Origin of the sequence: Altererythrobacter rubellus, from assembly GCF_030284385.1 — a bacterium.
Taxonomy (GTDB): Bacteria; Pseudomonadota; Alphaproteobacteria; order Sphingomonadales; family Sphingomonadaceae; genus Erythrobacter; species Erythrobacter rubellus.
Genome location: NZ_CP127221.1, coordinates 730151 through 749204, shown reverse-complemented (window position 1 = coordinate 749204; position 19054 = coordinate 730151). Strand labels below are relative to the sequence as shown.

At 58.4% G+C, this 19054-nt stretch carries 18 protein-coding genes; 8 read left to right on the top strand and 10 right to left on the bottom strand.

The features are described from left to right. Nucleotides 1–89 precede the first annotated feature (89 nt). From QQX03_RS03745 to QQX03_RS03725, 5 genes are read left to right on the top strand one after another with little or no spacing between them, the layout of a single operon-like run. Nucleotides 90–998 (top strand): hydroxymethylglutaryl-CoA lyase, encoded by a 909-nt coding sequence (locus QQX03_RS03745; protein WP_285976537.1) that lies wholly within the window; start codon nt 90–92, stop codon nt 996–998. Nucleotides 999–1021: 23 nt separating this feature from the next. Continuing rightward, complete coding sequence (locus QQX03_RS03740) at nt 1022–3079, top strand: hydantoinase/oxoprolinase family protein (protein ID WP_285976536.1); 2058 nt, start codon at nt 1022–1024, stop codon at nt 3077–3079. A gap of 4 nt (nt 3080–3083) precedes the next feature. Then, the gene (locus QQX03_RS03735) at nt 3084–4979 is read left to right on the top strand and encodes a hydantoinase B/oxoprolinase family protein (RefSeq protein ID WP_285976535.1); all 1896 of its coding nucleotides are present in this window, start codon (nt 3084–3086) and stop codon (nt 4977–4979) included. Continuing rightward, nucleotides 4979–6160: a CaiB/BaiF CoA transferase family protein gene (locus QQX03_RS03730; protein WP_285976534.1), complete on the top strand. Its 1182-nt coding sequence runs from the start codon at nt 4979–4981 to the stop codon at nt 6158–6160. Before QQX03_RS03735 ends, QQX03_RS03730 begins: the two co-directional genes overlap by 1 nt. A 55-nt stretch (nt 6161–6215) precedes the next feature. After that, nucleotides 6216–6839 (top strand): isochorismatase family protein, encoded by a 624-nt coding sequence (locus QQX03_RS03725; RefSeq protein ID WP_285976533.1) that lies wholly within the window; start codon nt 6216–6218, stop codon nt 6837–6839. 148 nt (nt 6840–6987) lie between these two features. Here QQX03_RS03725 and QQX03_RS03720 read toward each other — a convergent pair whose 3' ends face one another. Together QQX03_RS03720 and QQX03_RS03715 are read right to left on the bottom strand one after the other, a co-directional pair. Beyond that, entirely contained in the window at nt 6988–8724 is a 1737-nt protein-coding gene (locus QQX03_RS03720; RefSeq protein WP_285976532.1) for an amidohydrolase, read from the bottom strand. Nucleotides 8725–8931: 207 nt separating this feature from the next. Continuing rightward, nucleotides 8932–9630 carry an NAD-dependent deacylase gene (locus QQX03_RS03715; protein WP_285976531.1) on the bottom strand — a complete coding sequence of 233 codons (699 nt, stop codon included), beginning with the start codon at nt 9628–9630 and terminating at the stop codon, nt 8932–8934. Between the two features lie 35 nt (nt 9631–9665). Here QQX03_RS03715 and dapB point away from each other — a divergent pair, with 35 nt between their 5' ends. Then, complete coding sequence (gene dapB, locus QQX03_RS03710; RefSeq protein ID WP_285976530.1) at nt 9666–10406, top strand: 4-hydroxy-tetrahydrodipicolinate reductase; 741 nt, start codon at nt 9666–9668, stop codon at nt 10404–10406. Between the two features lie 10 nt (nt 10407–10416). Continuing rightward, nucleotides 10417–11067 carry an endonuclease III gene (nth, locus tag QQX03_RS03705; RefSeq protein ID WP_285976529.1) on the top strand — a complete coding sequence of 217 codons (651 nt, stop codon included), beginning with the start codon at nt 10417–10419 and terminating at the stop codon, nt 11065–11067. 430 nt (nt 11068–11497) lie between these two features. Here the strand turns inward: nth and QQX03_RS03700 are convergent, their stop codons facing one another. From QQX03_RS03700 to QQX03_RS03685, 4 genes are read right to left on the bottom strand one after another with little or no spacing between them, the layout of a single operon-like run. Beyond that, nucleotides 11498–12733 (bottom strand): dicarboxylate/amino acid:cation symporter, encoded by a 1236-nt coding sequence (locus tag QQX03_RS03700; protein WP_285976528.1) that lies wholly within the window; start codon nt 12731–12733, stop codon nt 11498–11500. A 21-nt stretch (nt 12734–12754) separates the two neighbouring features. Beyond that, complete coding sequence (gene dapE, locus QQX03_RS03695) at nt 12755–13888, bottom strand: succinyl-diaminopimelate desuccinylase (RefSeq protein ID WP_285976527.1); 1134 nt, start codon at nt 13886–13888, stop codon at nt 12755–12757. Further along, complete coding sequence (locus QQX03_RS03690) at nt 13885–14769, bottom strand: S1/P1 nuclease (RefSeq protein WP_285976526.1); 885 nt, start codon at nt 14767–14769, stop codon at nt 13885–13887. The genes dapE and QQX03_RS03690 overlap by 4 nt, the downstream gene beginning before the upstream one ends. Further along, nucleotides 14766–15434 carry a glutathione S-transferase family protein gene (locus QQX03_RS03685; RefSeq protein WP_285976525.1) on the bottom strand — a complete coding sequence of 223 codons (669 nt, stop codon included), beginning with the start codon at nt 15432–15434 and terminating at the stop codon, nt 14766–14768. The genes QQX03_RS03690 and QQX03_RS03685 overlap by 4 nt, the downstream gene beginning before the upstream one ends. Before the next feature lie 102 nt (nt 15435–15536). On the opposite strand from QQX03_RS03685, the gene QQX03_RS03680 reads away from it, so the two are divergent. Continuing rightward, the gene (locus QQX03_RS03680; protein ID WP_285976524.1) at nt 15537–15956 is read left to right on the top strand and encodes a VOC family protein; all 420 of its coding nucleotides are present in this window, start codon (nt 15537–15539) and stop codon (nt 15954–15956) included. A gap of 12 nt (nt 15957–15968) precedes the next feature. Here the strand turns inward: QQX03_RS03680 and yihA are convergent, their stop codons facing one another. From yihA to rnpA, 4 genes are all read right to left on the bottom strand, one after another. Further along, nucleotides 15969–16640: a ribosome biogenesis GTP-binding protein YihA/YsxC gene (yihA, locus tag QQX03_RS03675; RefSeq protein WP_285976523.1), complete on the bottom strand. Its 672-nt coding sequence runs from the start codon at nt 16638–16640 to the stop codon at nt 15969–15971. Between the two features lie 3 nt (nt 16641–16643). Next, a complete protein-coding gene (gene yidC, locus QQX03_RS03670; protein WP_285976522.1) occupies nt 16644–18407 on the bottom strand; it encodes a membrane protein insertase YidC in 1764 nt (587 codons plus the stop codon). Nucleotides 18408–18468: 61 nt separating this feature from the next. Then, nucleotides 18469–18678: a membrane protein insertion efficiency factor YidD gene (gene yidD, locus QQX03_RS03665; protein ID WP_285976521.1), complete on the bottom strand. Its 210-nt coding sequence runs from the start codon at nt 18676–18678 to the stop codon at nt 18469–18471. After that, on the bottom strand, nt 18675–19046 hold the full coding sequence (rnpA, locus tag QQX03_RS03660; RefSeq protein WP_285976520.1) for a ribonuclease P protein component: 372 nt from the start codon (nt 19044–19046) through the stop codon (nt 18675–18677). The genes yidD and rnpA overlap by 4 nt, the downstream gene beginning before the upstream one ends. Nucleotides 19047–19054 lie beyond the last annotated feature (8 nt).

The window sequence follows — 19054 nt, the reverse complement described above, 5'->3', positions numbered from 1 at the left end:
GATTCACGCCTGCCAAAAACTGTCTATTTGCATTTGTATACAATTTGCGTATCAGACTCGATCCCTAACCGTCTCACAGAGCGACTCAGATGACGCACAATGCGATTGAATTGGTCGAAGTCGGTCCGCGCGACGGGCTTCAAAACGAACCGGACATCATCTCGACGCGAAGCAAGCTCGAGTTGATCGAGCGCATGCTTGGTTTCGGCGCGCGTCGGCTTGAGGTCGCGAGCTTCGTGCACCCGGCGCGCGTGCCGCAAATGGCCGATGCGGAAGATGTGATTGCCGGCCTGCCTGATCGCGCCGATGCAACCTACATCGGGCTGGCCCTGAACAAACGCGGCGTGATGCGCGGGATCGCAACCCGCGAAGGCGGCAAAAGGGGGATCGACCAGATCGGCTGTGTACTGGTGGCCAGCGACACCTTCGGCCAGAAAAACCAGGGGCAAACCATCGCAGAAGGGATCGCGGAGAACCGCGACATGATCCGCTTCGCCAAGGCAGAGGGAATACGCGCGCAGATCACGATCAGCGCAGCGTTCGGCTGTCCATTCGAAGGTGAAGTAAAGCCGGAAACAGTGCTGCAGATCGCCGAAGAGATGGCCGCTGAAGCCCCGGAAGAGATTGCGCTGGCCGACACAATCGGAGTGGGCACGCCAGCACAGGTGAGCGATCTGTTCGGCAAGCTTCGCGAATTGCTCGGCGGAAAAATCCCGATGCGGGCGCATTTTCACAACACCCGTGGCACTGGTATCGCCAATGCTTGGGCGGCCTATCAAGCGGGCGTGCTTATCTTCGACGCATCGCTGGGCGGCCTTGGCGGATGCCCGTTTGCCCCCAAGGCGACCGGAAATATCGCTACCGAGGACCTGATTTACATGATGGAGCATTCAGGGATCGACAGCGGCGTCGATCTGGAGGCAGCCATTACAACCAACCACTGGTTCGCTGAAAAGCTGGGCCGGCAATTGCCATCCATGGTCGCACGCGCGGCCTGACAGACACACGTCACGGAGAGAGTATGACTTATCGTTTGGGCGTCGATGTAGGCGGAACATTCACCGATCTGCTGTTATTCGACGAAGAAAGCGGCAAATTCTGGCGGCACAAGACACCTTCGACACCGCACGATAGCTCTGAGGGGATCCTAAACGGGGTCAAGGCGATCACCGCCGAAGCAGGCGTATCTGCTAGCGACATTGCCTACTTCCTGCATGGAACCACTGTCGCGACCAATGCCGTGCTGGAAGGCAAGGGCGCGAAGGTGGGCCTGGTCACCACCGAGGGCTACCGCGACATCATGCAGATCGCGCGCAGCTTTGTGCCTGGCGGACTGGCGGCATGGATTGTGTGGCCCAAGCCGCAACCGCTCGCGCATCTGGAAGATACGGTCGAGGTGCCCGAACGCATGAGCGCGGATGGCGCGGTGGTTCGCGAGCTGGACGAGGAGGCAGTGCGTGCAGCGCTGCACAAGCTCAAGGGGCAGGGCATCGAAGCGCTGACCGTCAGCCTGATCAACGCTTACGTCAACGGTGCGCATGAAAAGCGCATCGGCGAGATCGCGGAAGAGGTGCTGCCCGGTATCCCTGTCTCGCTCAGCCATGAAGTGCTGCCCGAAATGCAGGAATATGAGCGCACACTGTCAACCGTGGCCAATGCGGCCGTGCGACCGGTGGTGAGCAAATATGTATCCAACCTGCGTAACAAGCTGGAAGACGAAGGGCTGGAAGGCAAACTCTCGCTGCTGCGCTCTGATGGCGGTTTGATGAGCAGCCACAAGGCGGAAGAACACCCGGTCAACATCCTGATGTCCGGCCCAGCCGGCGGTGTGACCGGTGCCAAATGGGTGGGCAAGAACGCGGGCCTTTCCAACATTCTGACGCTCGACGTCGGCGGCACATCGACGGACGTGGCGCTGATCGAAGGTTTGGAAGCACGCCGCGTGCGCACGACAGAGGTCGGCCACTTGTCTGTCCGTGCCTCCGCGCTCGATGTGAAAACAGTGGGCGCTGGCGGCGGCTCGATCGCGCACGTCCCTGAACTGACCAAGGCTTTGCGCGTTGGCCCGGAAAGCGCAGGCGCAGTGCCGGGCCCCGTCGCATACAACAAGGGTGGCACTCTGCCGACCGTCACCGACGCCAATGTCGTGCTCGGCTATCTGCCCGAGGATTTGCTGGGCGGTTCGTTCAAGCTTGACCGCGAAGGCGCGAAGGCAGCGGTACAGACCATTGCCGATGCGCTGGGCATCGGTTTGATGGAGGCCGCGCGCGGCATCATCGACATTGTGAACGAGAACATGTTCGGCGCGCTGCGCATGATCAGCGTTCAGCAAGGCTATGACCCGCGCGAATTCGCGCTGATGGGCTTTGGCGGTGCTGGCCCGTTACACGTGAACGCCGTTGCCAAGCTGATGGGTAGCTGGCCTGCCGTGTCCCCTGTTTCGCCGGGAGTGCTATGCGCACTGGGCGATGCGACCACGCAAATGCGCACCGAAACCGCGCGCAGCTTCTCAAAACTCGCCAAGGACACCAGCATCGCTGACCTTGAGGCGGTGCTAGATGAAATGGCGGCTCAAACGCGCCAGGAATTGCTGGCTGACGGTGTGCCCGAGGAACAGATCACGACGCAATTCGAAGTCGACATCCGCTATGCCGGTCAAGCCTTCGAAGTGCCGCTGACAATCGACAAGGCCGTGCTTGCAGCGGATGGGATCGAAGGCATTCTGGCCCGATTCGACCAGGAGCATTTGCGGCTTTTCACATTCAACATGGATACCCCGCACGAAATTGTGAACCTGCGCGCGGTGGCTCTAGGTGAAGCGCCGGCTCTACCCGCCGCCGAACTGCCCAAAGGCGGTGACGATCCTTCGGCTGCGAAGATACGCGATCACACGCTGTGGATGGATGGCAAGGAACAAGCTGCAGTGATCTACGACCGCGCTCTGCTTCGCCAGGGCAATGTGATCCCCGGCCCCGCGATCATCACAGAAATGGACTCAACCACGCTGGTCGAAAGCGGCTGCATTGCCACAGTCGATGCCGTCGGCAACATCCTTATCAATCCCGTGCAGGAGGGCTGAACCGATGCCAGCACAGATCATTGAAACCAATGACATCCCGTTCGAGAAGATCGAAATAGACCCGGTTACGCTCGACATTATCGAGAACGCCTTGCGCAATGCGCGGATCGAGATGGACGCCACGCTGGTACGCACCGCGATGAGCCCCGGTATTCGCGAACAGGGTGATGCCTTCCCCCTGATCGCTGACCCATCGGGCAAGATGATCGTCGGCCAGTTCGGCAGCTTCATCGATGGCTTCCTAAAGGGTTTCGACGGCACGCTGGAAGATGGTGACATGATCTTCCTGTCAGACCCTTATTCATGTGACGGTGCGGTCAGCCACTCGAATGACTGGCTGGTGCTGTTGCCGGTGTTCAAGGACGGGCGGCTGATCGCCTTTACAGCTATGTTCGGTCACCAGTCGGATATCGGCGGATCGGTACCCGGCTCTATGCCAATCGGTGCAAGCTCGATTTTCGAGGAAGGCGTGCGTATTCCACCGGTCAAGATCTGGAAGAAGGGCGAATATAATGAAGACCTGATGAAACTCGTCATGCACCAGACGCGCAAGCCCGACTGGTGTCAGGCAGATCTCAACGCGCTGATCGCCAGCTGCCGGGTGGCCGCCAAACGCGTGGTCGAAATGGCGGAGCGGTTTGGCGATGATGTCTATGTCTCGGCAACGCAGGAATTGCTGGCGCGCAACCACCGCGCGATGAAGGCCTTGTTGTCGCAAGCTGTCGCGGAAAAGCCGGTCAGTTTCGAAGACTATATCTGCGACGACGGCAAGGGATTTGGCCCGTACAAGATCAAATGCACCATGTGGCGCGAAGGCGACAAGGTCATTCTCGACTTCGACGGCACAGATCCGCAATCCGCCGCCTCGATCAACTTCCTGCTCAACGAGAACATGTTCAAGATGTTCTTCGGCATCTACATGATCATGGTCTTCGATCCGCAGATCCTGTTCAACGATGGCTTCTACGATCTGATCGAGGTTCGCATTCCCGAAGGATCCCTGCTGAAGCCGCAATTCCCGGCTGCATTGTCTGGCCGCACCCATGCGCTGGGCCGGATTTTTGACATTCTGGGCGGACTGCTGGGCCAAGGCACGCCGGAATTCCTCAACGCTGCAGGCTTCAGCTCATCGCCGCATCTGTTCTACTCCGGCTGGGACAACCGGCCAGCCAGCGAAGGTGAATGGTTCCAGCTGTTCCAGATCGGCTTTGGAGGCATCCCGGGCAGACCGCTGGGCGATGGGCCGGACGGGCATTCGCTGTGGCCGGGCTTTACCAATGTCCCTAACGAATTCCTGGAGAAGTACTTCCCGCTGCGGATCGAGCGATATTCAACCGAACCCGACAGCGGGGGCGCAGGCCTGCACCGCGGCGGCAATGGTATTCACATGACCTACCGCTTTTTGGCCGATGGCGAGATCGCTGTGCATGATGACCGTTGGTTCGTGCCCCCTTGGGGCGTCAATGGCGGGCATCCGGGCATGCGCGCCAGAAAAGTGCTCGAACGCGCGGATGGCACGACTGAAATCGTGGGCAACAAAGTGGAAGATGTGCCGGTGAAAGAGGGCGATCTCTTGCATTACATCACCTGGGGTGGTGGTGGCTGGGGCGACCCGCTGGATCGCGATCCAGAGCTGGTCGGGCTGGAAATTCGCCAAGGTCTCGTCACGCCCGAAGGCGCCAAGCACTATGGCGTAGTCGCGGACGAGAACGGCGTGATCGACAGCGCCGCAACAGAAGCTCTGCGCGCTGAGATCAAGGCCAAACGCGGCGAGCTGCCGCTGTTCGACTACGGTCCGGCAATCGATGATCTGCGCGCGCGATGCGAAGAGGAAACCGGCCTGCCCGCACCGATTCAGCCGGTCTGGAGCCACACTCAGATACGCGAGGCAGCCGAATAGTGGGTGCGCTTGATGATATTCGCGTGGTCGAGATGGGCCAGCTTCTGGCCGGACCATTCTGCGGCCAATTGCTGGGCGACATGGGCGCTGACGTTATCAAGATCGAGCCACCTGGTGCGGGCGATCCGATGCGCCTGTGGGGCCAGGGCGAAGAGAAGGTGCAATGGGAAGTCATTGCCCGCAACAAGCGCTCTGTCACTTGCAATCTGCGTATTCCCGAAGGTCAGGAGCTGGCCCGCAAGCTGATCGCGAAGGCAGATGTACTGGTCGAGAATTTCAAGCCCGGAACGATGGAGAAATGGGGGCTTTCGCCGGAAAGCCTTCTGGCTGAAAACCCCGGACTGATCATCGCGCGCATGTCTGGTTACGGGCAGGATGGCCCCTATTCGAACCGCGCCGGCTTTGGCGGAATTGGCGAGGCGATGGGCGGGTGGCGCTATATAGTCGGCGACCCTGACCGGCCGCCCGCGCGCATGGGCATCTCTATCGGCGACACGCTGTGCGCCACCTATGGCTGCATGGGCGTGCTCGCCGCGTTGCATCACCGCGAGAAGACAGGCCAGGGCCAGGTGGTGGATACCGCGCTCTACGAGGCCGTATTGCAAGTGATGGAAGGCCTGGTGCCCGAATATGACCGCAATGGCTTTATCCGCGAACGTTCCGGCTCGATCTTGCCCGGTATTGCCCCGTCAAATGTCTACAGGTGCAAGGACGGGCATTTCATGATCGGCGCGAACAAGGACGAAATCTTTGCCCGGCTGGCGCAGGCGATGGGTCAACCCGAATTGGCAAGCGATCCGAGATACGCCACGCATATCGCGCGCGGGAAAAACCAGATCGAACTGGATGAGCTGGTGAATGCCTGGACCGGCACGCTGACTGTTGATGAAGTCGAACAGTCGATGATTGACCATTCGATCCCGGCTGGGCGCGTATATCGCGCGCCAGACATGATCGCTGACCCGCATTTTCAGGCGCGCCAGGCGATCATCGAGGTTGAGACCGAAACTCGCGGCAAGCTGAAAATGCAGAACGCGTTTCCCAAACTGTCGCAAACTCCATCGGGAGTGCGCCGCCCCGCACCATCAAAGCCGGGCCAACAGAACCATGAGGTTTTGTCCGAACTGCTTGGCTATGACACGCAGATGATCGATACTATGGCGGATGCTGGTGTCATCTGACATCTAGCCTTTCCGACACCAGGCTGTGGTGCAAGACCAATAGCGAGACTGAATAATGTCCGATTCTCTCGATGCCAATTACGCCAAGGCTTATGGCGGCAAGGCCGGCTTCGGCACCTCACCGGCTTTGCTGATGATCGATTTTGTCGAGGCCTATTTCGATCCCGATTGTGATCTCTTCGCCGATGTCGATGACGCACTGCAGTCTGCCTTGCGCGTGCGCGAGGCCGCACACAAAGTGGGCATACCCGTGATCCTGACCAATGTCGTGTATCAGGACGGCGGGCTTGATGGTGGCCGCTTCTTCGAAAAAGTACGCCCGCTGCGCAATTTCCTCCGGGGCAACCCGATGGGTGACTGGCCCAGGGGATTGACGCCAACTGAAAACGAGCTGGTTATTTCAAAGCAGTATCCCAGCGCATTCTTCAGCACATCGCTCGCCTCAACTCTGACCGCGATGGGCGTCGATAATGTGATCCTGACAGGCCTGACCACCAGCGGATGCGTTCGCGCATCCTGCGTCGATTCCATGTCGCATGGATTCATCACGACGGTTGTGCGTGACGCATGCGGCGATCGCCATTCAGAGCCGCACGAAGCAAACCTTTTCGATATGCAGGCCAAATATGCCGACGTTGTCTCCGAGGAGGAGATTATCGCTCATTTGAACGTTTTGTAACGATGGCTCCGGCTGCCTTGTCATGCAATCTAACAATAGCGGACCGTCTGGTAACGACCCATTTGCGGATAATCTAACACGCTCACATTACCAACTGAATGCATCGCTTCGATTAGCCGAACTGGCATTCAACTGGAGTGGCTGATTTTCATTGTGCAGCGAACCATCTGCCTTCAAAAATGACGCCGCGAACCTGCACGTCGTTCAACGCTCTTGCTCCGCTCGCAAAGGGGTCACGATCTAGCACTACGAAGTCCGCTTTTTTGCCTGACGCGATGCTCCCGACTTGATCGTCAAGCCCGATGACCTGCGCCGCCTCAATCGTTATCGCACGCAAGGCCTTGTGCAGACTAAGCCGCTCCTCTGGAGCCTTTTCATTTCCTTCGAGCGTAATCCGAGTGCTTGCGACCCATGCCAGATAGAGAGGGTCAATCGGGGCCATGTTGAAATCGCTGTGAAGGCCGATTGGCACTTTTTTGCGTTCGAGTGAGCCCAGGCGGTTCATCTGAGCTGCTCGATCAGGGCCGAGGCCGTATCGGGCGTAGGCATCACCTAGAATGCGGATGTAATTCGGCTGCGCGGAAACCATCAATTGCATCTCGCCAATTCGCCGATTTTGCGCTTCGGTTGAATAGCCCAGATGTTCGAGCACGCGGTCCTGTGCCTCGCGTGTCGAGAGGCGCTCAAGAATGCCAAGCACGACATCAACGCCTTTGTCACCGTTCACATGGGTGTGCAGGCTCCATCCCTCCTCCCAAAAACGCTCTGCCTGTTCTTCAAGAACATCCGGTTCGGTAATCCATTTGCCTTCGTGTCCATCGCTGTAGCCGGGCGGCTTCATCTGCATGAACTGCGCAAAGAATGCTCCGTCAGCAAACAGTTTTACACGGTCGGAGAAAAAGAATTTGTCGCTACCATATTTCGCGCTTGTTGCTGCTAGCCACGCATTCGGGTCACCTTCAACAACCGGGGCAACCGGTATTGCGAGGATACGAGAAGGTGTGTCGTCCCGATCATAAAGGCTTTTGAACAGCGGCGCCTCTGCATCGATTCCACCAAAACCACCAAAAGCGAGATCGGCGCTTGTTGTGACGCCGTTCTCCAGCATCATCTGGCGCATTTCGGCCAGACCTTGTTTCACTTTCTCCGGAGAGAAAAGGTAAGGGCGCAACTTCTCGACGCCATTGAACAAGGCGGTCTCATGGATCACCCCGGTTTCAAAGTCGGCATGGGACGGATCAATGCCGGGCCGATTGAACTCGGCTTCAAAAGCATCGCGCGTTCCGATTTCGAGCATTTCGAGCGCCTTGGTATTGGCGATGATCTCGTGGAAGCTACGCTGCCAAATAACCACGGCGCGTTCGGACGCGATTGCATCGAGCTTCTGCCTGGTCATTTCCCCATGAAAAAGTCGGTGATGCCCCCAGGTGATGAATAATTTCTCTTCGCTCTCTGCAAGCGCTTCGCGCAGCCGTGCCTCATACTCTTCCTCGCCTGTTACGCGAGGATAATGGCGCCCCGGTAAGTCCCAAGCCTCTGGACTGATAAACGGAAGCGGCAGCATCATGATCGTCTGCATCGGATGAATATGAGGCTCGACAAAGCCGGGCATGAGGACTTGCGATGCAAATTGGCGGTCGACCGTTACACGCCGTCCATCGGTCCACGCCGCGAGTTCTTCCAGATTCTCCGCAACAGCGAGTACGATGCCATCGGAAACAGCGACATACTTGGCTTCGGGATAGCCGGGCTCCATCGTGATGATTTTATCAGCCTCGTAAACGACTACGTTGTCGTAGGTTGAGCCGATCGGCCCGCTCTCCGAATGAACCGGACTGACGCTCCCAACACACACTAGCAGTACGGCTAAGAACCAGTATTTCATGCCCCAACTCCTCTCACGTCTTAGCTAGTCGATCGCGCGATGCTGGGCAAACTTGCATGGAACATAATGGATCGAGAGCGGGTACAAGCTTGGATCTTCTGTTCACCTTCCGCTTTCCACCCCAAAAACGGGCGCTGAGCTAGCTTAGTTTAATGTCGATAGCCGCCACGCTTTAAAAGTACCGTTCGCTTTGTCCCGGTCCGCGCTTCATCGCAGCGTCTCTTCCACCCATGCAGGCACTAGTTCGCCTGCCAGCCCCTGGCGCGATTCGTCGAACCAATGTGAGCCCTCGCTCCGCTCCAGATTAAGCTCCAGCGTTTGCGCACCCAGCTCCCTTGCGTCGCGCACAAAGCCCGCTGCAGGATAAACCGCGCCGCTGGTGCCAATGCTGACGAACAAGTCAGCCTCTCGGATCGCCGCGTATATCATCTCCATCTGATAAGGCATCTCGCCAAACCACACGACATCGGGCCGTAGCGACGGAGCCTGACAAACCGGGCATGGAGGGCGATTAGACATTGGCGCATCCCACGGGCTGCGCATCTCGCATGAAAGGCACAGCGCACTCTTGAGTTCGCCATGCATATGGAGCACGCGCTTTGCGCCGCCCCTTTCATGCAGGTCATCGACATTCTGCGTGACGATCAACAATTCGCCAGACCATTCAGCATCCAGCCGGGCGAGAGCTTGATGCGCCGCGTTTGGCTTCACCTGGCTCAGCGCTTCGCGCCGTATGTCGTAGAAACCCAGCACGAGGTCGGGATCGCGCGCAAAACCCTCTGGCGTGGCGACGTCTTCCACCCGGTGCTGCTCCCACAATCCGCCGGCATCGCGGAACGTATCGATCCCGCTTTCAGCCGATATGCCGGCTCCGGTCAGGATCACGATATTGCGAATGTCATTCATCTGCCGCATGAAGCACGCGAAACGGAGGCAAGGCAATGACAGATTCTGCAAAGCGGTTCGGCGTGATCGGGTACAAGGGACGGATGGGCCGCGCTTTGGCAGCTGTGATCGCAGAGGCCGGCCATACTATGCAGATTGGTGTGGATGCCGGCGGCAATCCGGTACCGTTAGCGACGCAATGCGATGTGCTTGTCGACTTTTCCGCACCCGAAGCGCTGCAGGAAAATCTCGACGCAGCCAAGACCGCGCGTATCCCGATCCTGGTCGGGACAACAGGGCTACAACAAGACCATTGCGTAATGCTGGCAGAGGCTGCCGATACCATCCCTGTGCTGCAGACGGGCAATACCTCGCTGGGCGTAACGCTGCTCGCGCATCTCGTGCGCGAAGCTTCGGCGAAGCTGGGCCAGGGCTGGGATATCGAGATTCTGGAGATGCATCACCGGGCCAAGGTTGACGCACCATCGGGTACGGCCAAGCTGTTGGGCGAAGCGGCAGCCGAAGCACGCGGGGTTTCCGTGTCCGATGCCATGGACAGCGGGCGACATGGGCAAACCGGCGCACGGCGCGAGGGTGCGATTGGTTTTGCAACCCTGCGCGGTGGGACCGTGGCTGGGGAGCACAGCGTTATCTTTGCCGGCAATGAAGAGCGCATTACGCTGTCGCACACCGCAGAGGACCGGATGATCTTTGCCCGCGGTGCAGTGCGCGGTGCGGAATGGCTGATCGGCAAAACGCCGGGCCGTTACACCATGGCGCAAGTGCTGGGGCTCTAATCGAACCACCATGACGAACGACCAGATTTTTGAGTTCTTCCGCCGCTTGGCCGAAGACAATCCCGAACCAGAGACAGAGCTGGAATATGGCAATGCCTATCAGCTGGTCGTGGCCGTAGCGCTATCCGCGCAAGCCACCGATGTCGGGGTGAACAAGGCAACGCGCGCGCTGTTTCAGAAGGTGAAAACGCCGCAGCAAATGCTCGACCTCGGGCTCGACGGATTGATCGAGCACATCAAGACCATTGGGCTGTTCAATTCCAAGGCAAAGAACGTGATCGCACTCAGCCAACTGTTGATTGACGATTATGGCGGTGAAGTGCCGGACACGCGCGAAGATCTGGTGCGGCTGCCCGGTGTGGGTCGCAAGACCGCCAATGTCGTGCTCAATTGCTGGTTCAAGCAGGAGACCTTCGCGGTCGATACGCATATCCTGCGGGTTGGCAATCGCACGGGATTGGCCAAAGGCAAGACGCCAGAGAAAGTGGAAGAGAAGCTAGAAAAGCGTGTACCGCAACCGTTTCGCCTACACGCACATCACTGGCTGATCCTGCACGGCCGCTACACCTGCAAAGCGCGCACGCCCGAATGCTGGCGATGCCAATTGGTTGATCTTTGCAGCTTCCGCAAGAAAGTGCTGGAGAAACCGAAGGGGCGTTGATCTGGCGCGCCATTTGCCAAGTCTGCGCGCAAGGTCCACAATCATCCCCCTGGACGAAGGGAGGATTGCCCATGATTGGCCGCATTATTCTCGCCGCGGTTTCCGTCACTGTTGCGAGCGCCACTGCCAGTTCAGCTCATGCGCAGGCCGCAGCTGAAGGAGCTGTGGCGTTGGCACCGGGCGGGCGTCAAGCGGGCTAGGCAACGCAGTTCGCGGCAGTATCAACGGCGCCACGATCCGGGTCAGTGGGCGGCTACGTAATTCGGCTTCTGCGCGGTGCAAGCTGAATTGCCCGGGAGACGAGCCCGCGGCTCCTGAAGAAGCACAGTTAGATGCGGTTGGCCCCGAAGAGGAGCTGCCTACCGAAGAGCCAGGCAAAGCCGATGAAACAGCCCGGCCTGAAGCCGAAGCTGCCGAACCCGACTAGGCCCTAGACATCATCCGCGCTGATCATTTCGGCACGGTCAATCTCGTTCGTCAGGCTGGCAACAGTCGTTGCCACTGCCGCGTCACCACTGACATTGGTGGTGGTGCGCATCATGTCCATGATCCGGTCAACGCCCGCCACGAAAGCGATCGTTTCGAGCGGCACACCCACAGCGCCAAACACGAGAGCCATCATGATCAGGCCAGCGCCCGGAATGCCGGCTGCGCCGATTGCGCCAAGTGTCGCAAGGATCGAAATGAGGAAATAATCGCCCCAGCTTAGATCCACACCGAAGATCTGCGCCCCGAATAGTGTTGCGAGCCCAAGATACATCGCGGTGCCGTTCATGTTGATCGTCGCACCCAATGAAATCACGAAACTGGCAACTGAATTGCTGATCCCCAGATTGCGCTCCGCGCAGCGCAGCGTCACCGGCAGCGTGGCGTTGGAGCTAGCAGTCGAATAGCTGACAGCGATCGCATCCACGATCCCGCGGAAGAAATCGATCACAGGCAGTTTGGCGATGAATTTGATCATCGAGGAATAGATCAGACCAATGATGAGCAAACAGCCGAGGTAGTTCAGGAACACCAGCTTGCCGAGTGCGCCAAGCGCGTCCAGGCCAAGCGTGCCGGCCACCCAAGCCATCAGCGCAAAGACACCGAACGGCGTTAGCTCCATCACAATCATCGTGACTTTCTGCATGATGACCGCACCGGAATCGAAGATCCGCTGAACCGGTTCGCCTTCTTCCTTCGCCATCAGGATACCAATGCCGAGCAGCAGAGAAAACACGATCAACGGAAGTACGTTGACGTCCGCCATTGTCTGAACGGGGCTCTGGGGGACGATGCCCAGCAACATCTCGCGCCAGCTCGTATCGTTCGGTGGGGGAACGGCTCCCATATCGATAGAGGAAGTATCAACGCCCGCCCCTGGCTGCATAAAGGTGCCAAGGCCAAGGCCGAGCCATACAGCCATCTGGCCTGTCACAACGAACAGCAATAAGGCGCGCCAGCCGACGCTGCCGAGCTTGCGCAGATCGCCAATGCTGGCCACGCCCGCGACCAGACTGAAAAAGATCAGCGGGACGACCAGCATCTTGATGAAAGCGATAAAGATATCGCCAATGATCTTGATACTTTCCGCGCCCGGCCCCCAGAACCAGCCAGTCAGGATGCCCAGGATCAACGCGCCAATCACGCGCTGCCAAAGTGGAATTGCAAACCAGGCTTTCATGAGCGCCCCTCTCGTTGTGTTTTATGCCAGCGCGGCTTGCGCAATGCGTGCGTAAATACGGCTTAGCGTGTCGAGGTCAGCCACTGCAACCGCTTCGTCGCGCTTGTGCATGGTGGCGTTGCAAAGCCCGAACTCGATCACCGGGCATACAGCGCGCAGGAACCGCGCATCGGATGTGCCGCCCGTAGTCGAGGCTTCGGGCTTCAGACCCGTTTCGGCCTCAACCGCTTGTGAAATGATGTGGGAGAAAACTCCCGGCGGGGTCAGGAAGGGTTCGCCGGAAATAACCGGCCGCGCGGTACCGCCGTGCTTCGTTGCAATCTCAACCACGCGCTTCGAAAGCGATGCGCCCGAATGCTGATCATTGAAGCGGATTGAAATGCGTGCCTTGGCCTTGGCCGGAATGACGTTGTGCGCGCGATTGGGCACATCGACTTCGGTGATTTCGAGATTGCTTGGCTGAAACCAGTCCGTGCCGTCATCAAGATGCAGCTTGTTAAGCTCGGACAAGATTGTGACCATGCGCGGCAACGGATTGTCGGCCAGATGCGGATAGGCGACATGCCCTTGTGTGCCGTCGACCTCGAGCCAGATATTGACCGAGCCGCGTCGTCCGATTTTCATCATATCGCCCAACTGATTCACGCTGGTCGGCTCGCCCACCAGGCACAGGTCAGGCTGAATGCCTTGCTCGTGCATGTAATCGATCAAGGCGCGTGTCCCATGCAGCGCGGGGCCTTCTTCATCACCGGTGATGATGAAACTGATCGTTCCGGACTCTGGCGGGACATCGGCGACCGCCGCAACCATCGCTGCGATCGCGCCTTTCATGTCCACCGCGCCGCGTCCGTAGAGCAGATCGCCGCGAATTTCAGGCTCAAACGGCGCGCTCGCCCAACCTTCACCCGGCGGTACAACATCAACGTGCCCTGCGAAGGCGAAATGCTTCGCGCCTTCCGGTCCGTGCCGGATGGCGAACAGGTTTTCGACCGGTGCCTCGTCTAATCCTTCCTCGCCATCGCCGCGCGTGAAACGGTCCACGGCAAAACCAAGCGGCGTCAGCATCTGCTCCAACACATCGAACACTTCGCCCCTTGCTGGCGTTACGCTCTGAGCGCCGATCAGCCGCTGCGCATAGTCGAGAGCAGCGCTCATCGGCGATCCTCGACTGGCAGGGGGCCGGGCGCAAAGGCGCTCTCCAGCAGTTCCGCGATACGAATGCCCGCTTGCTGCACCCGGCGGCGCGCTACCGGCCCTGCTTCGACAATGTCATCCTGCGTCAGTGCGGTTTCACTGGGCAAATCGCTCGCGCAGGGATCATCCACATCGAAGGCATTGGGGTAGACTATATGACGCGAAATCTGCCAGCTTTCGCGGCCCCAGTCCGCCGGGGTTCCTCCGCCCAGTTCTTTGCGTTCCTCAGCCGAATAACGCCGCAACACCTTGTCCGGCCCGGTAGTGATGGCGCGTTCTGCCAGTGGGCCATCCCAGATCGAATGCAGATTGCGGTCCGGCACAATTCCATAATCGGTCACGCGGTCATTGCCGCCGCGGTCATCCTTGTCGCCCGAATGGAGCGGCATGTGAATATCGCCTGCGAAATGCACCATGAAGGCAAGTGCTTCGAGGCGAATATGCGCGGGCAGCCTTTCATCCGCCAGAATGCGATGGCTGCGTTCGATCTGCGCCGTCACACAGTTCCCGCCCGAACAATTGGCGCGCGGATTGTATGCTTCGCAAATCGGTGTCGTGCGATAGTGCCAGGCTGCGGTATAACCCCAGCGCCACAAGGTGTTGCGCACACAATCGGGCCAAACCGAAGCCTCCGCGATCGTGCGTATCCGGCATTCAGGCGTGCCCAGCATAGCCTCTTGTCGCAAGAGTTCGTTGATCTTGGCGCGAGTTTGCGGGCTGACATTGGCGTAGGCGATGTCTGCCGTCACACCATGCGCATAAAAACCCCAGGCTCCGGCCTGCACAGGAGCTACAAGTAACGCCAGCGCCGCTACCAAGCTACCGATGGCGCGCTGCATCATTCGCCGACTGTCTCGTATTGTTCGATCACCCATTCTTCATTCTCGGAAGCAGAAATCCATTCCTGCGTCCACTCATGCTCCCAAATGGCTTCCATATAGGCTTGCGCGAAGCCGGGAACGCCAATGCCATAGGTTATGAAGCGAGAAACGATCGGAGCATAGAAGATGTCAGTCGCGCCATATGTGCCGAAAAGGAAGGGTCCGCCGCTGCCATGGCGAGATCGGGCCTCTGCCCACAGTGATAATATCCGCACAACGTCTTGCTTGGTTTCATCGTTGACCGACTGCAATTCGAACCGGCGGCGTACGTTCATCGGCAATTCGCGGCGAAGCGAAGCGAACGAGCTGTGCATCTCTGCCACAATAGCCCGCGCCATTCCCCGAGCGCTTTCGTCCTTGGGCCAGAAGCGGTCGCGGCCAACCTTGTCGCTGAGATATTCCATGATCGCGAGACTGTCCCACACAACAGTGTCTCCATCCCACAGGATCGGAACCTTGCCATGCGAGGGCATCATCCCGCCATCTTCGCTTTGTTTCTTCTGCTGCCATTCCTCACCGAACATCGGGACGATGATCTCTTCGAAATGGAGCCCTGATTGTTTGGCCGCCAGCCAACCGCGCAAGGACCAGCTCGAATAATTCTTGTTGCCGATAATCAGTTTCATGAATGCTCCACCTTGCGCTTGAATGCTCGCTTGCCCTAAGTGTTCATTTATTCGCTGTCGAGCCTGAACAGGCTGGGATGCGCAAAAAGGAGCATTTGTCAGATGTCATTGCGCCCATTTCACTTGGCATTTCCGGTCGACGATCTTGCCGCAGCGCGCGATTTTTATGGCAGTGTGATGGGGTGTGCGGAGGGGCGCAGTTCAGACGAATGGATCGACTTCGATTTTTACGGACACCAGATCGTCACGCATCTCGCACCGGGGCAAGCAGGAGACCGTGCCAGCAATCACGTTGATGGGCTCGGTGTGCCTGTGCCGCATTTCGGCATCGTACTGACGATGGAGGATTGGCAGGCGCTGGCGGATCGTTTGCGCACCGCAGGAACCGAGTTCGTGATCGAGCCAACTGTGCGCTTCAAAGGCCAGCCGGGCGAACAGGCAACGATGTTCTTTCGCGATCCAGCAGGCAATGCATTGGAGTTCAAAGCCTTCGCGGACGATGCCCAGTTATTCGCAAAATAGCCGGTTTGCGACCTAGCTGTCGGCCCAATCAGCGCCCAGCGCATCCTCAATCACTGCAGCGCGTAATTCAGCAATCCCCATGCCCTTCTCACTGCTGGTCACGTGCACTCGCGGGAAAGCCGCGATGTGTTTCTTCGCTTCTGCCGACACGGCAGCAACCGTCTTGTCGAGCTCTGACTTCTTGATCTTGTCCGCCTTGGTCAGGACGATGCGATAGCCGACGGCGCTTTCATCGAGCATCTTTATCATCTCGCGATCGACGTCTTTCAGCCCGTGGCGGCTATCGACAAGCACAAGATTGCGTTGCAGCACCTGGCGCCCGCGCAAATAGTCGCGAACGAGCCGCTTCCATTTCTCGACCACTTTGGGTGGAGCCTTGGCGAAACCATAGCCGGGCATGTCAACCAGACGGAACAATGTGGGTTCGCCAACTTCAAAGAAATTGAGTTCTTGCGTGCGGCCCGGCGTCACCGAAGCGCGCGCAATCGCCTTGCGCCCGGTCAGCGCATTCAGAAGCGAGCTCTTGCCAACATTGGAACGCCCGCAAAAGGCGATCTCCGGCACAGTCGGTTCAGGCAGGAACTTGAGCTGGGGGGCAGACAGCAGGAAGTCCACACGCCCGGAAAACAGCTTGGACGCAGCCCGTTCGCGGTATTCCTGCGCTTTCTGCTCCTCCGGGCTCACTGCCTATTTGCCTTCGCGCGCTTTGGTTCGCTCTTGCTCGGCCTTGTCCTTCTCTGCCTGCGCCCGCAATTGCGGATGCTTGGAATAGAGATATTTCTGCTGCGCGAGTGTGAGCAAGTTGGACGTTACCCAGTATAGCAGCAGTCCAGCCGCGAAAGGTGCCATCACGAACATCAGGATCCACGGCATGAAGTTGAAGATCTGCTGCTGAACCGGGTCCATCGCAGTCGGGTTCAACTTGAACGTTGCCCACATGGTAATGCCCAGCAACACGGCCAGAACGCCAATTCCAAGGAAACCCGGTGGGTCAAACGGCAACAAGCCAAACAGGTTCAGGATCTTTGCCGGATCGGGCGCAGACAAATCTTCGATCCAAAAGATAAAAGGCTTGTGGCGCATTTCGATCGCAAGGATCAGTGCCTTGTAAAGCGCGAAGAAGATCGGGATCTGGATCAGCAGCGGCAAACAGCCGGCGAGCGGGTTGACCCCCTCATCCTTGTACAGCTTCATCACCTCTTGCTGCTGCTTCTGCTTGTCGTCCTTGTAGCGATCCTGGATCGCCTTCATCTTCGGCTGAACAGCTTTCATCGCGGCCATGCTGGCGAATTGTTTTTGCGCAATCGGGAACAGGAGACCGCGAATAATGACCGTCAACGCGATAATCGCGACACCGAAGTTACCGAGGAATTCGTACAGCGTACGCAGTAACCACAGCATCGGTTTCACGAACCATTCGAACCAGCCCCAATCGACCGCTTTGCCGAAATTCTGGATCCCCAGATTGTCGCGATAACTATCGAGCAGCGCGCTTTCTTTGGCACCTGCGAAGAGCTTTGACGAACTGGTCACGCTGCTACCCGCAGGCACCGTCATCGGCGCGTAAATCAGGTCTGCACGGAAGATGTTGTTGCCGAGCGAACGGAACCCGGCTGTGGCATCGCCGCCCTCGCCAGGGATCAGCGCACCGAGCCAATAGATATCGGAAAAGCCCAGCCAATCTGGCGCACCGCCTTCAGGTGTGTGCGTGCCATCTTCGATCAGATCGTCATAGTCAGGACCATATTCGATCGTGTCACCAAACCCACCCATCGGGCCAGCATGCGCAATAAAAGTGCTCGCACTGGCGGTCGCCGAAGTACGGTTGATCAAACCAAACGGGCGAACCACAATCGGACCAGCACCGTTGTTGGACACCGCCTGCTGTGCAGTGATCATGTAGTTGTCATCGATTGACAGCGTGATGGTGAAAGTCTGCCCTTCACCATTGTCATGCGTCAGCGTGACCGGGTTATCAGCCGTCAGAGCTTCTCCTGAAGCCTGCCAGACAGTGTTGGCGGTTGGCAGCGTTACGCCCTGCCCGACCCAGCCGAACTGGGCGAAATACTGTTCCGGCGTGCCTTGCGGCGCGAATAGCTGAACCGGGCCGCTGTCTTCATCGACAATCGCACGGTGATCTTTCAGCTCGATATCGTCGATCCGCGCACCGACCAGATTGATCGATCCTTCGACGCGCGGTGCGGCAATGCGGACACGTTCGGGCGCAGCAAGCGCGGTGGCCAAATCCACAGGTGCAACGGACGCCGCAGTGCCTGTTTCAATGCTGCCCGGAGCGGTAACAGTGGCTGGCGCTTCGTTCCCGGTCGCGACCACTTCGGTCTGTCCCGAAAGCGAGGCTTGCGGATAGAAATATCGCATGCCCAGGTCCCAACCGAGGATGAGCAGGCCGGAAAGTGCTACCGCGAGCAATAGATTACGCTGATTGTCCAAAATGAATGTCCATGCGTCTGAAAATCAATGGCGTCTTATATAGGTATCACAGTGGCGCGTTCTAGGGTACTGGATCATACCCATGCCCGCCCCAAGGATGGCAGCGCATTAGCCGCTTTGTTGCCAACCATCCACCCTTGATCGCACCATATTTGCTAAGCGCTTGAATAGTGTACTCGCTGCATGATGGAGCGTAGCGGCAAGTCGGCGGCAATATCCAGCTTGGGCCCCATTGCCAGGCCCGTGCGATAAATATGAAAACATGCTTCATTTGCGCTGATCCTTGCGATTGGCCCTGCGTGCGCGACGCCGCGGTGGATCGCCTTTACCGGCCCTTGCCCGTTCCAGCGCATCGTTCAGCTCTTCGGTCAATTGGGTGAAGTCCCGCTCAATCGCGCCATCGCGCGCGATCAGCACATGGTCGTGATCGGGCAGGCCTTTGTCGGGAAGAGCCGCCCAAAGCAATTCGCGAAAGCGCCGCTTGATCCGGTTGCGTACCACGGCATTGCCGACCTTCTTTGTGACTGTAATGCCGTAACGCTTGCCCTTGCCGCCATTGGGCTGAGCCAAAAGCACGAAACCGGGGCGTGCTACGCGCAGGCCCCGGTTCGCAGAAAGAAAATCGGCGCGGCGACGCATCACCGCGA

Excerpts from the sequence above, each read along its gene's own strand:
- QQX03_RS03745 (WP_285976537.1), top strand. The coding sequence starts at position 90 with ATGACGCACAATGCGATTGAATTGGTCGAAGTCGGTCCGCGCGACGGG.
- QQX03_RS03740 (WP_285976536.1), top strand. The coding sequence starts at position 1,022 with ATGACTTATCGTTTGGGCGTCGATGTAGGCGGAACATTCACCGATCTG.
- QQX03_RS03735 (WP_285976535.1), top strand. The coding sequence starts at position 3,084 with ATGCCAGCACAGATCATTGAAACCAATGACATCCCGTTCGAGAAGATC.
- QQX03_RS03725 (WP_285976533.1), top strand. The coding sequence starts at position 6,216 with ATGTCCGATTCTCTCGATGCCAATTACGCCAAGGCTTATGGCGGCAAG.
- QQX03_RS03720 (WP_285976532.1), bottom strand. The coding sequence starts at position 8,724 with ATGAAATACTGGTTCTTAGCCGTACTGCTAGTGTGTGTTGGGAGCGTC.
- QQX03_RS03715 (WP_285976531.1), bottom strand. The coding sequence starts at position 9,630 with ATGAATGACATTCGCAATATCGTGATCCTGACCGGAGCCGGCATATCG.
- dapB (WP_285976530.1), top strand. The coding sequence starts at position 9,666 with ATGACAGATTCTGCAAAGCGGTTCGGCGTGATCGGGTACAAGGGACGG.
- nth (WP_285976529.1), top strand. The coding sequence starts at position 10,417 with ATGACGAACGACCAGATTTTTGAGTTCTTCCGCCGCTTGGCCGAAGAC.
- QQX03_RS03700 (WP_285976528.1), bottom strand. The coding sequence starts at position 12,733 with ATGAAAGCCTGGTTTGCAATTCCACTTTGGCAGCGCGTGATTGGCGCG.
- dapE (WP_285976527.1), bottom strand. The coding sequence starts at position 13,888 with ATGAGCGCTGCTCTCGACTATGCGCAGCGGCTGATCGGCGCTCAGAGC.
- QQX03_RS03690 (WP_285976526.1), bottom strand. The coding sequence starts at position 14,769 with ATGATGCAGCGCGCCATCGGTAGCTTGGTAGCGGCGCTGGCGTTACTT.
- QQX03_RS03685 (WP_285976525.1), bottom strand. The coding sequence starts at position 15,434 with ATGAAACTGATTATCGGCAACAAGAATTATTCGAGCTGGTCCTTGCGC.
- QQX03_RS03680 (WP_285976524.1), top strand. The coding sequence starts at position 15,537 with ATGTCATTGCGCCCATTTCACTTGGCATTTCCGGTCGACGATCTTGCC.
- yidD (WP_285976521.1), bottom strand. The coding sequence starts at position 18,678 with ATGAAGCATGTTTTCATATTTATCGCACGGGCCTGGCAATGGGGCCCA.
- rnpA (WP_285976520.1), bottom strand. The coding sequence starts at position 19,046 with ATGCGTCGCCGCGCCGATTTTCTTTCTGCGAACCGGGGCCTGCGCGTA.